The 15785-nt window shown below is 71.9% G+C and carries 17 protein-coding genes; 13 read left to right on the top strand and 4 right to left on the bottom strand.

The window, feature by feature from the left end:
* The first annotated feature begins 6 nt into the window (after positions 1–6).
* The 10 genes from I4I82_RS00890 to I4I82_RS00845 all read left to right on the top strand — a co-directional run bounded on the left by I4I82_RS00890 (position 7) and on the right by I4I82_RS00845 (position 7533).
* The gene (locus I4I82_RS00890; protein ID WP_218591553.1) at positions 7–1191 is read left to right on the top strand and encodes an acyl-CoA dehydrogenase family protein; all 1185 of its coding nucleotides are present in this window, start codon (positions 7–9) and stop codon (positions 1189–1191) included.
* Positions 1188–1601 carry a hypothetical protein gene (locus I4I82_RS00885; RefSeq protein WP_218591554.1) on the top strand — a complete coding sequence of 138 codons (414 nt, stop codon included), beginning with the start codon at positions 1188–1190 and terminating at the stop codon, positions 1599–1601. The genes I4I82_RS00890 and I4I82_RS00885 overlap by 4 nt, the downstream gene beginning before the upstream one ends.
* Positions 1598–2455 (top strand): alpha/beta fold hydrolase, encoded by an 858-nt coding sequence (locus tag I4I82_RS00880; protein ID WP_218591555.1) that lies wholly within the window; start codon positions 1598–1600, stop codon positions 2453–2455. Before I4I82_RS00885 ends, I4I82_RS00880 begins: the two co-directional genes overlap by 4 nt.
* Positions 2452–3657 (top strand): CaiB/BaiF CoA transferase family protein, encoded by a 1206-nt coding sequence (locus I4I82_RS00875; protein ID WP_218591556.1) that lies wholly within the window; start codon positions 2452–2454, stop codon positions 3655–3657. Before I4I82_RS00880 ends, I4I82_RS00875 begins: the two co-directional genes overlap by 4 nt.
* Entirely contained in the window at positions 3654–4400 is a 747-nt protein-coding gene (locus I4I82_RS00870) for an enoyl-CoA hydratase/isomerase family protein (RefSeq protein WP_218591557.1), read from the top strand. The genes I4I82_RS00875 and I4I82_RS00870 overlap by 4 nt, the downstream gene beginning before the upstream one ends.
* Positions 4401–4466: 66 nt before the next feature.
* A complete protein-coding gene (locus I4I82_RS00865) occupies positions 4467–4853 on the top strand; it encodes a hypothetical protein (RefSeq protein ID WP_218591558.1) in 387 nt (128 codons plus the stop codon).
* Positions 4850–5725: an alpha/beta fold hydrolase gene (locus tag I4I82_RS00860; protein WP_218591559.1), complete on the top strand. Its 876-nt coding sequence runs from the start codon at positions 4850–4852 to the stop codon at positions 5723–5725. The genes I4I82_RS00865 and I4I82_RS00860 overlap by 4 nt, the downstream gene beginning before the upstream one ends.
* Positions 5725–6165: a Zn-ribbon domain-containing OB-fold protein gene (locus tag I4I82_RS00855; protein WP_225920794.1), complete on the top strand. Its 441-nt coding sequence runs from the start codon at positions 5725–5727 to the stop codon at positions 6163–6165. Before I4I82_RS00860 ends, I4I82_RS00855 begins: the two co-directional genes overlap by 1 nt.
* Positions 6162–7307 carry a thiolase family protein gene (locus I4I82_RS00850; RefSeq protein WP_218591561.1) on the top strand — a complete coding sequence of 382 codons (1146 nt, stop codon included), beginning with the start codon at positions 6162–6164 and terminating at the stop codon, positions 7305–7307. Before I4I82_RS00855 ends, I4I82_RS00850 begins: the two co-directional genes overlap by 4 nt.
* A 46-nt stretch (positions 7308–7353) precedes the next feature.
* Positions 7354–7533, top strand: a complete 180-nt coding sequence (locus I4I82_RS00845; RefSeq protein ID WP_218591562.1) for a hypothetical protein — start codon at positions 7354–7356, stop codon at positions 7531–7533.
* A gap of 216 nt (positions 7534–7749) precedes the next feature.
* Here the strand turns inward: I4I82_RS00845 and I4I82_RS00840 are convergent, their stop codons facing one another.
* The 4 genes from I4I82_RS00840 to I4I82_RS00825 are packed head-to-tail and all read right to left on the bottom strand — an operon-like array spanning position 7750 to position 11702.
* Positions 7750–8415, bottom strand: coding sequence for a response regulator (locus I4I82_RS00840; protein ID WP_218591563.1), 666 nt, complete (start codon positions 8413–8415; stop codon positions 7750–7752).
* The gene (locus I4I82_RS00835; RefSeq protein WP_218591564.1) at positions 8412–9560 is read right to left on the bottom strand and encodes a GAF domain-containing sensor histidine kinase; all 1149 of its coding nucleotides are present in this window, start codon (positions 9558–9560) and stop codon (positions 8412–8414) included. Before I4I82_RS00835 ends, I4I82_RS00840 begins: the two co-directional genes overlap by 4 nt.
* Positions 9545–11347: a molybdopterin-binding protein gene (locus I4I82_RS00830; RefSeq protein ID WP_218591565.1), complete on the bottom strand. Its 1803-nt coding sequence runs from the start codon at positions 11345–11347 to the stop codon at positions 9545–9547. The genes I4I82_RS00835 and I4I82_RS00830 overlap by 16 nt, the downstream gene beginning before the upstream one ends.
* A 4-nt stretch (positions 11348–11351) precedes the next feature.
* The gene (locus I4I82_RS00825) at positions 11352–11702 is read right to left on the bottom strand and encodes a cupin domain-containing protein (RefSeq protein WP_218591566.1); all 351 of its coding nucleotides are present in this window, start codon (positions 11700–11702) and stop codon (positions 11352–11354) included.
* A gap of 311 nt (positions 11703–12013) precedes the next feature.
* Between I4I82_RS00825 and I4I82_RS00820 the strand changes: the two genes are divergently transcribed.
* From I4I82_RS00820 to I4I82_RS00810, 3 genes are all read left to right on the top strand, one after another.
* Entirely contained in the window at positions 12014–14212 is a 2199-nt protein-coding gene (locus I4I82_RS00820; RefSeq protein ID WP_218594995.1) for a molybdopterin-containing oxidoreductase family protein, read from the top strand.
* A 242-nt stretch (positions 14213–14454) separates the two neighbouring features.
* Positions 14455–15297, top strand: a complete 843-nt coding sequence (locus I4I82_RS00815; RefSeq protein WP_218594109.1) for a mycofactocin-coupled SDR family oxidoreductase — start codon at positions 14455–14457, stop codon at positions 15295–15297.
* Positions 15298–15343: 46 nt separating this feature from the next.
* Positions 15344–15778, top strand: a complete 435-nt coding sequence (locus I4I82_RS00810) for a cupin domain-containing protein (protein WP_218594104.1) — start codon at positions 15344–15346, stop codon at positions 15776–15778.
* The last annotated feature ends 7 nt before the right edge of the window (positions 15779–15785 follow it).

Genomic DNA, 15785 nt, shown 5'->3' with positions numbered 1-15785 from the left:
GGCGCTGTGAGCCTGTTGACCTCCGCCCAGGAGCAGATCCGGGACGAGGCGCGCGCGTTCACGGCCGCGGAGCTCCTGCCCGTCGCGAACGAGCTGGACCCGCAGCACGCGGACATCCCGTGGTCGATCGTCGACCGGATCGCCGAGCTCGGCTACTTCGGGATCATGATCGACCGGGAGCACGGCGGCCTCGGCCTGGGCATGACCGAGTACTGCCTGGTCACCGAGGAGCTCGCCCGCGGCTGGATGAGCGCCGCGAGCATCATCGCCCGCGCCAACGGCACCGGGTCGCTCGTCGCGGACCCCGCGCGGCGCGCCGACATCCTGCGCCGCCAGGCGGCGGGGACGTTCATCTCGGCCGCGGCGTTCAGCGAGCCGGAGGCCGGCTCGGACGTCGCCGCAGTCTCCTGCCGCGCGGAGCGCCGCGGCTCCACCTACGTCCTCAACGGCGAGAAGCGCTGGTGCGGCTGGGCGCTGGCCGCCGACGCCATCGTCGTCCTCGCCCGCACCGCCCCCGGCCGCCGGGAGGGCCTCGACGTCTTCCTGGTGGAGAAGGAGCGCGGCAGCTTCCCGGAGGGGATCACCGGCACGCCGATCCCCAAGATCGGATACCACGGCATCACCTCCTGGGCGCTGACGATCACCGATCTCGAGGTGCCCGCCGAGAACGTCCTGGTCGGTCCGGACGGCGCCACCGGCAACGGGTTCGGCATGTTCGGGACGCTGCTGGACTGGGGCCGCCTGCACACCGCGGCCCGCGCCGTGGGCGCCGCCCGGGGCGCCCTCGAGGACGCCACCGCGTACGCGCAGCAGCGCGTCCAGTTCGGCCGGCCCATCTCCTCGTTCCAGGCCGTGAAGTTCCGGCTCGCGGACATGGCGACGCAGGTCGCCGCGGCCCGCGCCCTCTACCTCGACGCCGCCGCGAAGTTCGACGCCGGTGTCGACTGCAAGCAGGACTGCTCGATGGCGAAGCTGTTCGCCAGCGAGATGGCCGAGCGGGTGGCCAGCTCGGCGATGCAGGTCCTGGGCGGCAACGGCTACACCACCGAGCACGCCGTCGAACGGCACTGGCGCGACGCCCGCCTCACGCAGATCTTCGAGGGCACCTCGGAGATCCAGCGCTCGATCATCGCCCAGCACCTGCTGGGCGCGACCACGCCCGGACACCCCGAACGGAAGGACCGTCGATGACCGCCGTCCCCCTCTCCCTCGCCGCGCTGCAGAGCGAGCTCGGCCGGGACCCCGAGTTCCTGCTGCACGCCCGCCACCTCACCACCCGGATCAGGGTCGTCATCGGCGAACGGCAGTCGTTCATGATCGCGGTCCGCGACGGCGAGCTCCTGGGCATCGACCCGGTGGTCACGCCGTTCGACTCCTACGACATCCAGCTCGCCGGGTCCGACGAGGTGTGGGACCTGCTGCTGCAGCCGGCGCCGCCCGCCTTCTACCACGACTTCTACCCGGCGATGGTCCACCACGGGTTCCGCATCGAGGGGGACATGGAGATGATCATGGCGTTCTACCCGGCGATCCGCCGGCTCGGCGACGTCCTGCGCACCGTCGCGGCCCACGACGCCGACGCGTCGGAGGTGCCGGCATGAGCAGCGCGCGCCTCGCCGACGTCACCGGCCGCTACCTCTACCTCGAGGTCGAGGGCGTCGAGTACCGCGTCTACTTCGAGGAGGCGGGTCAGGGTGTGCCCGTCGTCCTGCAGCACACCGCGGGATGCGACGGCCGGCAGTGGCGGCACCTGCTCGAGGACCCCGACTTCACCTCCCGCTACCGCCTGATCGCCGTCGACCTGCCGTTCCACGGCCGCTCCCTGCCGCCGGTGTCGCAGGAGTGGTGGGCGCAGGAGTACCTGCTGCGCCTGGACTTCCTGCTCGCGTTCCACACCGCGTTCGTCGAGGCGCTCGAGCTGGACCGGCCGATCTACGCCGGGGTCTCGCTGGGCGGGCACCTGGCGCCCGACCTCGCGCTGCACCGCCCGGGGCTGTTCCGGGCCGCGATCGGGTTCGGCGCCGCGCTGGCCACCCACGGCGTCGACCGCTTCGCCGCGTGGTTCCACCACCCGCGGATCTCGAACGACTCCAAGCCCGCGATGATGTACACCGGCTGCGCGCCGCAGAGCCCCGAGCCCTACAAGCGCGAGACGGCCTACATCTACAGCCAGGGCGCGCCCCCCGTGCTGCGCGGCGACGTCCACTACTACTTCAGCGAGCACGACCTCACCGAGACCGCGAGGACGATCGACACGTCGCGCACGGCCCTGCACGTCGTGAGCACCGAGTACGACTGGCCGTCACCGCCGGCCGGGGTCGCGGCGCTCGCCGCCGAGATCCAGGGCGCCTCCTACACCCACATGGACGGCGTCGGGCACTTCTCGATGTCGGAGAACCCCGAGGTGTTCAAGAAGCACTTCCTGCCGATCCTGGAGCAGGCGGCCACGGCATGAGCGGAGGGCCCCTCGACGGCGTCCGCGTCGTCGACCTCACCCACGCCCTCGCCGGGCCGTACGCCACGATGCTGCTCGCCGACCTGGGCGCCGACGTCCTCAAGGTCGAGTCACCGGCCGGTGACCTGGCCCGGCGCGCGGGCCCGTACCCCGACGGCGACGAGCTGCGCGCCTTCGGCGGCTACTTCCAGAGCGTCAACCGCGGGAAGCGCAGCGTCGTGCTCGACCTGAAGACGCCCGAGGGCGCCGCCGCGCTCCGCAGCCTGGCCGGGGACGCCGACGTGCTGGTGGAGAACTTCAGCCACGGGGTGATGGAGCGGCTGGGGCTGTCCTACGAGTCGCTCTGCGCCGACAACCCCCGGCTGGTCTACGCCGCGGTCCGCGGCTTCGGCGACGCGCGGTCCGGGCGCAGCCCGTACCTGGAGTGGCCGGCGTTCGACGTCGTCGTGCAGGCGATGGCCGGGCTCATGGGCATCACCGGCACCGAGGACGGCGACCCGATCAAGGTCGGGCCGGGGATCGGCGACATCTATCCGGGCACCATGCTCGCACTGGGCGTCACCTCGGCGCTGTACGAGGCCCGCGGCACCGGACGGGGCCAGTTCGTCGACGTCGCCATGTACGACGCGATCCTCGCCCTGTGCGAGCGGATCATCTACCAGCACACCTACACCGGCGCGGTTCCGCGGGCCGAGGGCAACCGCCACCCGCTGCTGAGCCCGTTCGACGTCCTGCCCGCCCTCGACGGGTGGGTCGCGATCGCCGCACCGGCCGACAGCCGGTGGCGCACCCTGTGCGACCTCATCGACCGCCCCGACCTGGCCGCGGACCCGGGACTCGCCACGAACCTCCTGCGCGTGGCCCGGCGCGCCGAGGTGTTCGACGCGCTCGCCGCGTGGACGTCGGGCCGCACCAAGGAGGAGGTTCTCGCGATGCTCGGCGGCCGCGTCCCCGTCGGCGCCGTGCGCGACGCCGCCGAGATCGCGGCCGATCCGCACGTCGCGGCCCGCGGCATGGTGGTGCAGCTGGACCACCCGGGCGTGGACGGCACGCTCGGGGTCGCCGGCCAACCGCTGAAGTTCTCCCGGACCCCGGCGGTGCCGGACCGGCGGGCACCCCTGCTCGACGAGCACGGAGCAGAGGTGCGTGGAGAACTCGCCGAGCGGCGGTCCGCGTTCGGCCCGGACCGGGTGGCGTCGTGAGCACGCCGGACGACGAGCTCGTGCTGGTGGAGGACCGCGGCGACTGGGCCGTGATCACGCTCAACCGGCCGCAGAAGCGCAACGCGATGAACCGGGCCGCGCAGGACCGGCTCCGCCGGGCGCTGACCGCCGTGCACGAGAAGAAGGCGGTGGTCCTCACCGGTGTCGGCACGAGCTTCTGCTCCGGGATCGACCTCACCGAGGAGCTGCCCCCGCCCGCGCCGGGACGCCGGGCCAGCGCGAGCACCGGGAACTGGGCCGAGGTCAACGAGGCGGTGCGCGAGCACCCGGCGATCTTCATCGCGGCGGTCAACGGCTTCGCGCTGGGCGGGGGATCGACGCTGGTGCACAACAGCGAGCTGGCCGTCGCCGGCGAGTCCGCCTCGATCGGCACGCCCGAGATGGCGTTCGGTGCCTGGGCCGCGCTGTCCGGTCCCTCACTGGTCAACCGGGTGCTGCCCAAGCACGCCGCCGAGCTGATCTTCCTGGCGCAGCGGGTGGACGCCCCGACCGCGCTGCGCATGGGGATCGTCAACGAGGTCGTGCCCGACGACGAGCTCCTGCCGAGGGCGTTCGCGATCGCCGAGCGCATCGCGGGGTTCGACGCGACCACCCTGGACTGGGGCAAGCGCGCGTTCCGCACGATGGTCAACACCTCCTGGGAGGAGTCGATGGAGCTGAGCCGTCGCACGGTCTCCTCCATCGCGGCGAGCCGCGCCCACGTGGCGAGCCCCCTCGATTGACGTGGCGCGCCGCCGGCTCGCCACGGAGTCGCACCACCCCCGATCGGCCGAGGAAGCAGAGGAATCATGGAGATCAACGCAGATCGCCTGCGGGAGGCGCTGAACGCCGACCCCGAGTTCCGACTCCAGGCGCGCTACTGGAACACCCAGTTCCGCGTCGTGACGGACGCGCAGAGCCTGCTCGTCAGGCTCCGCGACGGGGAGGTCGTGGCCGTCGACGCCGGGGCCACCCCGTTCGACACCTGGGACTTCCAGCTCGCGGGGACCGCCGAGCACTGGGCCGCGCTCCTGGCTCCGGTCCCGCCGCCGTTCTACCAGGACTACTACGCCGCGATGCTGTACCACGGCTTCCGGATCGAGGGGAACATGAAGCTGATCATGGCGTACTACCCCGCCGTCCGGCGCACGCGCCAGGTGCTCGCCCAGGTCGTCGGTCAGGGGGTCGCGGCATGAGCAGGTTCGCCGACGTCACCGGGCGCTACGTCTACCTGACCGTGCTGGGCGTGGAGTACCGCGTGTACTTCGAGGAGTCGGGCTCCGGCACCCCGGTCGTGCTGCAGCACACCGCCGGGTGCGACAACCGGCAGTGGCGCCACCTGCTCGAGGACGCCGGGGTCACCGGGGAGTTCCGGCTGATCGCCGCCGACCTGCCCTACCACGGGAAGTCGCTGCCGCCGACCTCCCAGCAGTGGTGGACCAGCGAGTACGCCCTGACCGAGGAGTTCCTCCTCGCCTTCCACGTGGCGCTGGCCGACGCGCTCGAGCTCGACCGGCCGGTCTACATGGGCTGCTCGATGGGCGGTCACCTCGCGGCCGACATCGCGCTCAACCACCCCGAGCGCTACCGCGCCGTCATCGGCATCGAGGCCGCGCTGCACTCGCACGGCATGGAGCGCATCCTCCCGTGGCTCTACCACCCCGAGATCGGCAACGACACCAAGCCCGCGCTGATGTTCACGCTGTGCTCGCCGTCGAGCCCCGAGCAGTACGTCCGCGAGACGACCTGGGTCTACAGCCAGGGCGCGCCGCCGGTGTTCAAGGGCGACCTCGAGTACTACATGGTCGGCCACGACCTGACCGGGACGGCGCGGAACATCGACACCTCCGTCATCGGCGTGTGGATCCTCAGCGCGGAGTACGACTGGTCGGCCCCGCCGGCCGCCGGTGCGCTGCTGGCGGCGGAGATCGAGGGCTCGCACTTCCTGCCGATGCCGGGCATGGGGCACTTCCCGATGTCGGAGCACCCGGAGCGGTTCCGGGAGATCATCCTGCCCGTCCTGCGCGCGGCCGCGCTGGTGGGCCAGGAGCTCGAGGCGCACCCGTGATGCCACCGGCCGCCGCACCCGCGGGCACGGCCCGCCGGCTCGTCGGCGCCGACGGCATCCGGCCGGACGGCACCCCGATCCTCACGATCTCCGTCTGCCGCAGGTGCACGGCCCGCTGGTTCCCACCGCGCGCGGTCTGCTCCACGTGCGCCCACGACCGGCTCGACCCCGTCGAGGCGGGGGCCGACGGCGTCGCGTACGCCTCGACCGTCGTCCGGATCGGTGCGCTCGGCTTCGCCGCGCCGTACGTCCTGACCTACGTCGACGTCGACGGGGTGCGGGTGCTCGCCCACACCGACCCCGCCGATCCGCAGCATCCCGAGGCGCTGGCGCCCGGTACCCGGGTGAGGTTCACCGCGGGCCCGGTCGGGGCCGCCGCCGGGGTCGATCTGTGGTCCTACCGCGTCCGGCCGACGGGCGCGCCGGGGAGCGACCGGTGAGGCCGGTGTACGTGGTGGGGGCCGCGGTCGCCCCGTTCGGGAAGCACCCCGATCGTTCCGCCGCCGACCTCGGCGCCGCCGCCGCGGGGGAGCTGCTGCGGGGGACCGGCCTGCCTCCGGACGCCGTCGAGGCGGGTTTCGTGGGCTCGGTCTACGGGGGGTCCCTGGTGGCCCAGCGGGTCCTGCAGCGGGTGGGGATCTCGGGCCCGCCGGTGTTCTCCGTCGAGAACGCCTGTGCCAGCAGCGGCGCGGCGGCGCACCTGGCCTGGCAGGCGATCGCGGCCGGGGTGCACGACTGCGTGCTGGTGGCCGGGGTCGAGCACCTGACCTCGCTCGGCGGTGGCGCCCTTCCGCTGACGAGCGCGGACATCGAGGTCGAGCAGGGGCAGGTCATGCCCGCGGCCTACGCGATGCGCGCGCAGCGGTACCTGCACGAGAGCGGCGCGACCGTCGCCGACCTCACGAACGTCACGGTCAAGAACCGCGGCAACGGCGCGCTGAACCCGCGCGCGCACTTCCGGAAGGAGGTCACCGCCGCGGACGTCGACGCGTCCCGCCAGGTGGCCGACCCGCTGCAGCTCCTGCACTGCTGCCCCAACACCGACGGCGCCGCGGCGGTCCTCCTCACGAGCGAGGGGTTCGCGCGCGACCTCGGGACGCCCCGCACCCGCATCCGGGCCAGCGTCATCCGGTCGGGGCGGTTCCACACGTCGTTCCGGGACATGACGTGGCCCGACATCACCGAGCGCACCGCCACGGCCGCCTACGAGATGGCGGGAATGCGCCCGGCCGACCTGGACCTGGTCGAGCTGCACGACGCCTTCGCCATCGCCGAGTTCCTGCACGCCGAGGCACTCGGTCTCGCGGAGCGGGGGACCGCGCACAAGGCGGTGGCGGCCGGCGAGTTCCACCGCGACGGACGGGTCGCCGTGAGCCCGAGCGGTGGGCTGCTCTCGCGCGGGCACCCGGTGGGCGCCACCGGGGCCAGCCAGCTCGCGGAGTCCTACTGGCAGCTGACCGGTGTGGCGGGCGCGTTGCAGGTGCCGGGCGCGCAGGTGGCGCTGGCGCACGTCACCGGCGGCGGGATCTACGGTGTCGACAACGGAGCGTGCTCCATCCACATCCTCACCGCTGAGCAGTGACTCGCGGTCGGGGTCCGATCTCCGCACGACGTCAAGGGACAAGGAAATGCCCGGCACAGCTCACCTCCGCGCATCGGACGAACCCGAGTACGTCCGCAGCCCGGCCGCGACGTACGTGTCGATCCAGGGACCCGGTTCACCCGGGACCGAGGAGTTCTACCGGAAGAAGGCGCTCATCGGCGACATCGCCCGTGAGGTCGAGGGGGGCGGGCGTCCGACGACGTGACGGCGGCGCGCACTCGCGCGTCCCGCAGCTCGGACCGCAGCGAGGACCGCATCGAGCTGCGCACCACGGCCGAGCAGGACGTCGTGCAGGTCCTGCACCGCGGCCCGTTCGCGGAGGAGTTCGCGACGCTCGGGCGGCTGGGGTCCTTCGCCGGGAGCTGGGCCTGCGCCGCGGCGGCGCCCACCACGAGCTCGTCGCGGGCGGGTGCCGGACCGGTCAGATCATCTGGAGCCGCTGGGCGAACACGATCGCCTGCACCCGGGTGTGTGCACCGAGCTTGGTCATCAGGGACTGGGTGTAGGTCCGGATGGTGTTGAGGCTCAGGTCGAGCTCGGTGGCGATGCTCCGGGTGGTCATCCCGGCGGCCATGAGACGCAGGACGTCGAGCTCGCGGGGTCGCAGCTGCGGGACCGTCGTGCCGTCGGGCCCGAGGATCCCCCGGGCGGCCTCCAGGGCTCGCGCGACCCCGGCGTCGATGACCATCCGTCCGTCCCGGACGTCGCGCAGGGCCTGGGGGAGGTCGAGGTCGAGCGAACCCTTCAGCAGCACACCCGCAGCTCCCGCTTCGAGGCAGCGGCGGAGGTTCTCGGTGTCGTCGAAGGCGGTGAGCACGACGGTCCTCGCCCGTGGCACCTCTGCGCCGAGCCGGAGGCAGACCTCGGCGCCGTTCATGTCGCCGAGGCGGACATCGAGCAGGACCAGGTCCGGTTGCCGCTCCGCGGCGGCGATCAGGGTCTCCCGGCCGGAGTGGCAGGCGGCGACCACCGCGAACTCGTCGCTCGCGGTGGCCAGCACGCGGTCGATGCCGTGGGTGACCAGCGGGTGGTCGTCGGCGATGAGGACGGTGCTCACCCGGGCCGCGGCGAGGTGCCCGGGGCTCATGCGCACTCCACCAGCGGGAGGGTGACGCGCAGACTCACGCCGCCGTCGTCGTTGCGGTCGAGGCGGAGCACCCCGCCCGCCCCGCTCACGCGCTGGAGCAGGCTGGGGATGCCGAGCCCGGCGTCGCGGCCGGGGACCGGGTGGAGATCGAAGCCGGCGGGAAGGCCCTTGCCGTCGTCCTCGATCGCGAGCGAGAGCTGGTGGGACCGGTAGGCCAGGGACACGAGGACCGCGCCCGCACCCGCGTGCTTCTCGACGTTGTGCAGCCCCTCGCGCAGCGCCGAGACCAGGACGCCCTCGGCCTCGGCGCCGGCGTGGACGGGGCGGCCCAGTGTCACGAGTTCGGTGGTGATGCCGGTGCGGGCCGAGAACACGGCCACGTCGCGGCGCATGGTGACCGGGAGCGCGTCGTCGGCGGGCAGCAGGCTGTGCATCGCCGCGCGCAGGTAGGTCGAGGCGTCGGCCGCCGCGGTCTCGATCGAGCGGGCGGCCTCCGAGGCCGTCTCCGGGTCCGCGTCGGCACACTGCTGGATCTCCTTGGCGGACATGGAGATCTGGAAGAGCAGCTGGCCCGCGGTGTCGTGCAGCTGCTGGGCGATCCGCTGCCGTTCCTCCTGCACCGCCATCTGCCCCGCGCGGTCCGCGCGGTCCGCGGTGACCAGCAGCGGCGCCAGGGAGGCGCCGAACTCGTTCATCAGCAGGGTGGTGCGGGGTGACACACGACGTCCGCGCATACCGGCGTAGAGGACGCCGAGCCAGTTGTCGTTGAAGGTGAGCGGCACCGCGGCCAGGCCGCGGACGTCCTCCGGGATGAGCGCCTCGACCAGGTCGTCGAGGTGCTCGGCGTCCGCCGCGCAGTTCCCGGTGGTGGTCGGCATCGACCGCTGCAGCGCCCGCCAGCCGAGACCGGCACCTTCGGGGAGCCGGATCCCGCTCAGGTCTGCGGCGGTCCCCTCCGAGGCTCCGACGACCAGGGTGTCGGCGCCGTCGTACAGGGCCACTGCCACCATGTCCGCTCCGACGAGGTCGAACATCCGCCGGCAGGCCTTGGCGATCAGGGAAGGGACGTCCGAGAGGCCGGACAGACCCCGGGTGGCGACGACGAGGCTGCGCACGTCGTCGATCGACTTCACCGTGTAGCACATCGAGGGGCTCCGTCCGCCGGGTCGGCACCGTGGACCGCGTGTGCGGGGGCGGGGCCCGCCCCACCGGCCGGTGGGGCGTACCAGGTCTCGCGGCCGCTGGTGCGGCCCGAGTGCCCCGGCAGGTCCCGCAGCCTCCGCCGGAAGGTCATCGAGCTCAACGTGCTCCGCAGCTCGACGACGGGGGCGCTGTCGAAGGCCGACGCCGGGACGATCAGCGCCTCCACCCGGTCGCCGGACCTGGCGATCTCCAGGACGGTGATGGCGCCGAGCCGCCCGGCCAGTCGGGCGGCGGCCTCCGCGTGCGCACCACCGATCGGGAGGGTCGTCGTGGCGGCGTGGCAGAGGCCCGTCGCCAGGGCGTCGACCGCGTCCTCGTCGGCCAGGTCGCGCAGGTGCAGCACGCAGTCGGGTGCGTCCGCGCGGTAGGCGTCGACGAGCGCGTCGACGGCCGGGGACGCCCGCCCGGCGATGACGGTGGTGCCGGCGGCGAACGCCGCGCCCGCGACGGGAAGGACCCGCACGGCGGCGCCGGCTGCGACACCGTCGACGCCGACCGGGACGCGGAGCACCGCCTCCGCTCTGGTCAGGGTCGACAGGGCACCGGCGCCGCGGGGGAGCGGGACCGCGATCAGGTGCGGAGAACCGGTCGCCGGGTCCGTCACCGTCGCGACCCGCACACGCAGGTACTCGTCGAGCCGGCGCGCGGAGTCGACCGGAACCGCCAACCGGGCGGTCACGGGATGCGGCCCCGCGGCGTCCACACCGAGGATGCGACGGACCAGGGGGGCGACGAACCCGTCGAACGCCCGCTCCGCGGAGGCGGGATATCCGGGGACCCCGACGACCGGCACCGGTGGCGCCGCGGGCCGCTGGCCGCCCACCTCGGGGGTGTCACCCCCCAGGACGCCGAGCAGGACCGGATGCCCCGGGCGCACGGCGACCCCGTGCACGGCGACCTGACCGAGCCGGGCGATGACCGCCCGCGTGTGGTCGTCCCTTCCCGCGCTCGAGCCCGCGAGGACCAGGACGAGGTCGGCGGTCTGCGCAGCCCCGGCGAGAGCTGCGGCCAGGGCGTCGGGAGCGTCGGGCACCACGGGCAGCGACCAGGCCTCGCACCCCGCCTCGGCCAGGAGGCCCTCGAGCATGAGGGAGTTGGTGTCGAGGATCTCGCCCGGCCGGAGCGAACTCCCGATCGGACGGATCTCGTCCCCGGTGGGCACGATCGCCACCCGCGGCCGGCGCCGTACGGTGATGCTCAGGTACCCGGCCGCGGCGAGCGCGGCGACGTCGACCGGGCGGATGCGGTGTCCGCCGGGCAGCACCGCCGCCCCCGCCGCCATGTCCTCGCCGACGGCACGGACGTGCCGACCGCTCGGCCGTTCGACGATCTCGACCGACCCGTCCGGCCGGGCGTTCACGATCTCCCGTACGACGACCCGGTCGGCCGACCCCGGGAGCGGGTCACCGGTGTCCACCCAGGTGTGGGCAGCCGGGCCGAGGACCTGGGGAAAGGCCTCCGACAGGTCCCCGTCCGCCACGGCGACGCCGTCCATGGCGGCGGCGCGGTAGGCGGGGACCGCCCATCGGGCGGTGGTCGGACCCGCGGTCACGCGACCTCGTGATCGGCGCACCTCCACGGTCTCGACCACCGCCTCGGGTGCCCACCCGGACCTCGTGCAGGCCCGCAGCCACGATCGGAACGCCTCGGCCGCCGGGTCCGCACGGACCGCGTCGGGCTCCGGGACCGGCGCACCCGGCGGCGGGGCTGCGGAGGTGTGGGCGGTCATGGCGTCAGCCGCTGATCACGAAGAGCTTCTTGAACGGGCTGGTGACCGTCCACGTCGACTTGGTCCCCTTGGCGAACGAAGCGACGTCCCCAGGTGCCAGGACGACCTTCTCGCCGCTCTCGACCAGGTCGATGACGAGTTCGCCCTCGAGGGCGTGGATGGTCTCGTCGGCGGTGAACGGGTACGGGAAGCTCTGCGGGTCCGAGCGCCACAGTCCCACGCTGAGCGTCGCTCCTTCGGCGCCCTCGGTCCGGATCCAGTGGACCTCCCCGACGGCCTCGCCGCCGACCACGAAGGGCTCCCACTCGTCGGCGGTCACCACGGATCGGGCGTACTCGGAAGTCTGTGTCGTCATTCTCGACTCTTCTCATCTGGACGGCGATCGACGAGCGAGACGTTAGTGATTGACGGCCGATCGGAACAGCTGCAAATATGGATCATGGGTGGCAGACGAGGGTGTCCCGCGCTCTGGCCTGGCGGTTCACGTTCGCGAAACGTTCCTGAACCAGCCTTTTAGTCGCCGGCACCTGCACCTGCAGATATGCGGGGTTCGGTTACACCGATTTACTTTCCCGGTAATGACCGGGAAACGCCCGACTGCGTTCCTTGACAGGAACCATCGCCGAATCCGCCTATCCCGTACCAGTCCCCGTGGAGGCTCTCCCGATGACGCTCGCTCCTGAGGTCGGCACCACCACCGGCCGCCAACTCAAGATCGTCCGTGGTGCGTGCCCGCACGACTGCCCGGACACCTGCGCGATGCTGTTCCACGTCGACGACGGCAGGCTCGTCGACGTCAAGGGCGACCCGGACCACCCGATGACCAAGGGCGGGCTGTGCGTGAAGCTCAAGAACTTCCCGGAGCACCACTACCAGTCCGACCGGCTGCTCCACCCGATGCGCCGGGTCGGTCCGAAGGGTTCGGGGGAGTTCACCCGCATCACCTGGGACGAGGCGCTCGCCGAGATCAAGCAGCGCTGGACCGACATCATCGCCGAGTACGGCAGCCAGGCGATCATGCCCCACGCCTACCTGGGCCACCAGGGCGTGATCAACGGCCTGACGTCGGGCGACGCCTTCTTCAACCGGCTGGGTTCCAGCGTGGCCGAGAAGACCTACTGCGAGTCCGGCTCGTCGACGGCGTGGCACATGACGGTGGGCGGCACCGGCGGGCTCGACATCGAGTCCATGGCCCACTCGAAGTACATCATCGTGTGGGGCATGAACATGACCAGCACGAACCTCCACGGCTGGCCGTTCCTGCTCAAAGCGCGCAAGGACAACGGCGCGAAGATCGTCGTCATCGACCCGGTCCGGACCCGCACCGCCCGCCAGGCCGACTGGCACATCCCCATCCGTCCCGGCACGGACGGGGCGCTGGCGATGGGTCTGATCCACGAGATCGTCGCGCAGGGTCTGACCGACGCGGACTACGTCGAGAAGTACACGGTCGGGTTCGACGAGCTCGCCGAGCGTGCGGCGAACTACCCGCCCGAGCGCGTCGAGGAGATCACAGGCATCCCGGCGGACGACGTCCGCACGCTGGCTCGCGAGTACGCCACCGCCCAGCCGTCCGCGATCCGGCAGGGCGTGGCGATCGAGCGCAGCCGCGGGGGCGGCCAGGCCATCCGGGCCATCACCTCCCTGCCCGCGCTGGTCGGCGCCTGGCGACACGTCGGCGGCGGCACCATGGAGATGCCGATCTGGGAGTTCCCGACCCGGTTCGACAAGATCTGCATGCCGGAGTGGATCCCCGAGGGCACACGGGTGATCAACGAGCTCGACCTGGGCATGGCGCTGACCGGGGAGATGGAGCTGGACCCACCGCTCAAGTCGCTGTTCGTCTACAACTCCAACCCGGTCTCCCAGGGCCCCGCGCAGGCCAAGACCATGGCCGGGTTGCTGCGCGAGGACCTGTTCACCGTCGTCAGCGACCACTTCATCACCGACACGGCCAGGTTCGCGGACATCGTCCTGCCGGCCACGATGCAGGCCGAGCAGCTCGACATCATGGTCACCTGGGGCCACCTCTACATCTCGCTGAACCAGCCGGCCATCGAGCCGCCGGGCGAGTGCGTGCCCAACTCCGAGCTGTTCCGCCGGCTGGCGAGGACGATGGGCTTCACCGACGACTACTGGGACCGCACCGACGAGCAGATGCTGCGCGACTTCCACGACTGGGACGCCCCCGCGCTGCAGGGCATCACGTTCGACTCCCTCAAGGAGACCGGCTACGCACGACTGAACGTCGGTCTCCCGCACGAGCGCAAGCCACACGCCGAAGGCAACTTCCCCACGCCGTCGGGCAAGTGCGAGTTCCGGTCGAGCCTGGCCGAGGGCGGCAACTTCGTGGTCCCGGTGTGGCGCTCGATGTACGACAAGATGCAGCCCGGCGGCTACGTCGACCCGCTACCGGACTACGTACCCCCTTTCGAGTCGCCCGACTCGAACCCGGAGCTCGCCGCGCGGTACCCGCTCAACATCGTCTCGCCCAAGCCGCACGCCTTCCTCAACAGCCAGTACGCCAACGCGGCGGACAAGCAGGACGTCCAGGGTGAGCAGCGGGTGTGGATCCATCCCCAGGACGCCGCCGACCGCGGCATCGTCGGCGGGGACGTGGTGCGGGTGTTCAACGACCGCGGATCCTTCGCCGGGCCCGCTGTCGTCGACGACATCGTCATGAGAGGCCTGGTCATGGCCAACGTCGGGCACTGGCAGAACAAGGCGTCCGGCAGCACCGTCAACACCATCACGCTCGACAGGCACAACCAGCTCGGGAACGCCGGGGTCTACTCCGACAACCTGGTCGACGTCGCGAAGGTCGTCGACGCGGTTCCGCTCGCGGAGCCGATCGCCGGGTCGTGACGGGCTCCCGGGCGGTGGACACCCATCCGTCCGGTCCCGCCCACCCCTGACCGCTGCACCGGCCCGCCCCGGGCCGGTGCAGCGCTGTCCCCGGAACTCCCGTGACCCTCGACCGCCCCATCCCCACCACCCCGCTCCCCGCCCCGGACCGCCGCGGGCGGACCCCGTGGCCTTGACAGAGTCCGGACGGCTGGCCAGTCTAGGGTCATCATTAGTACGTATTGAGCGACGAAGGGGTCGTGATGGGTCGGGTCTCGGGCAAGGTCGCGTTCATCTCGGGGATCGGCCGGGGGCAGGGCCGTTCGCACGCGGTCCGGCTGGCGCGGGAGGGCGCGGACATCATCGGCTTCGACGTCTGCTCGGACGTCGACACCGTGCTCTACCCGATGTCCACCCCGGACGACCTGGCCGAGACCGTCTCGCTGGTCGAGAAGGAGGACCGGCGGATCATCGCCGAGCAGGCCGACGTCCGCGACTACGCGCGGGTCAAGGAGGTGCTCGACCGCGGGTTCGCCGAGTTCGGCCAGGTCGACATCGTCGTCCCCAACGCCGGGATCGTCAGCTACAACCCGGTCTGGGAGTGGACCGAGGAGCAGTTCCGCGCCGTCATCGACGTCAACCTGATCGGCGTCTGGAACGTCGTCAAGGCCGCCCTGCCGAAGGTCATCGAGGGCGGGCGCGGTGGTTCGGTCGTGTTCACCAGCTCCGCGGCCGGGGTCAAGGCGTTCCCCAACACCGGCGCCTACACCGCCGCGAAGCACGGGGTCATCGGGCTCATGCGGCTGGTCGCCGTCGAGGGCGCGCCGCACAGCATCCGCTCCAACGCGATCTGCCCGACCAACGTGCGCACGGGGATGATCGAGAACGACCAGACGACGAAGCTGTTCATGCCCGACAAGCCCGACGCCACCCTCGACGACGCCTACGACGCGTTCCTGTCGATGAACATGCTCCCGGTGCCGTGGATCGAGGCCTCCGACATCAGCGACACCGTCCTGTTCCTCGCCAGCGACGAGTCGAAGTACATCACCAGCGTCGTCCTGCCCGTCGACGCCGGCTGCGTCGAGAAGCTGGCGGCCGGTTGAGCGGGGGACGGGTCCTGCAGCACCACCACCACACGAGGAGAGCAGCATGAGGTCCCAGTTCCAGCCGATCATGGGCGGTGTCGGCGGCCGGTCCCGCATCGACGACAACGAGTGGCACTACCTCGCCGACCCCGACGAGAACCCCGAGTTCTTCGAGCACATGACGAAGCCCGTCGAGATCCAGTTCCTGGGGAAGAACTGGGAGGAGGGCCCCTGGATCATGCCGAACAGGTTCGGGCCCGGGGTCAAGGCCGACCGGCACGCGCACAACCACGCGACCATCTACTACATCACCAAGGGCTCGATGACGTTCAACGACGGGTCGGGCTGGTACCACGCGGGTGACCTGCGCTGGATCGAACCCTTCAACGAGTACGGGCCGGAGGAGGCGGGCCCGGACGGTGTCGAGTTCCTGCTCGTCTCCGCCGGCCCGATCGACGTCCTCTGGGAGGACGGCGACCACCACATCGTGAAGGGGTGACCGGGGA

The organism is Pseudonocardia oceani, from assembly GCF_019263585.2.
Classification (GTDB): Bacteria; Actinomycetota; Actinomycetes; order Mycobacteriales; family Pseudonocardiaceae; genus Pseudonocardia; species Pseudonocardia oceani.
The sequence above is the reverse complement of the archived record's forward strand: the minus strand, read 5'-3'. Positions and strand labels throughout refer to the sequence as shown.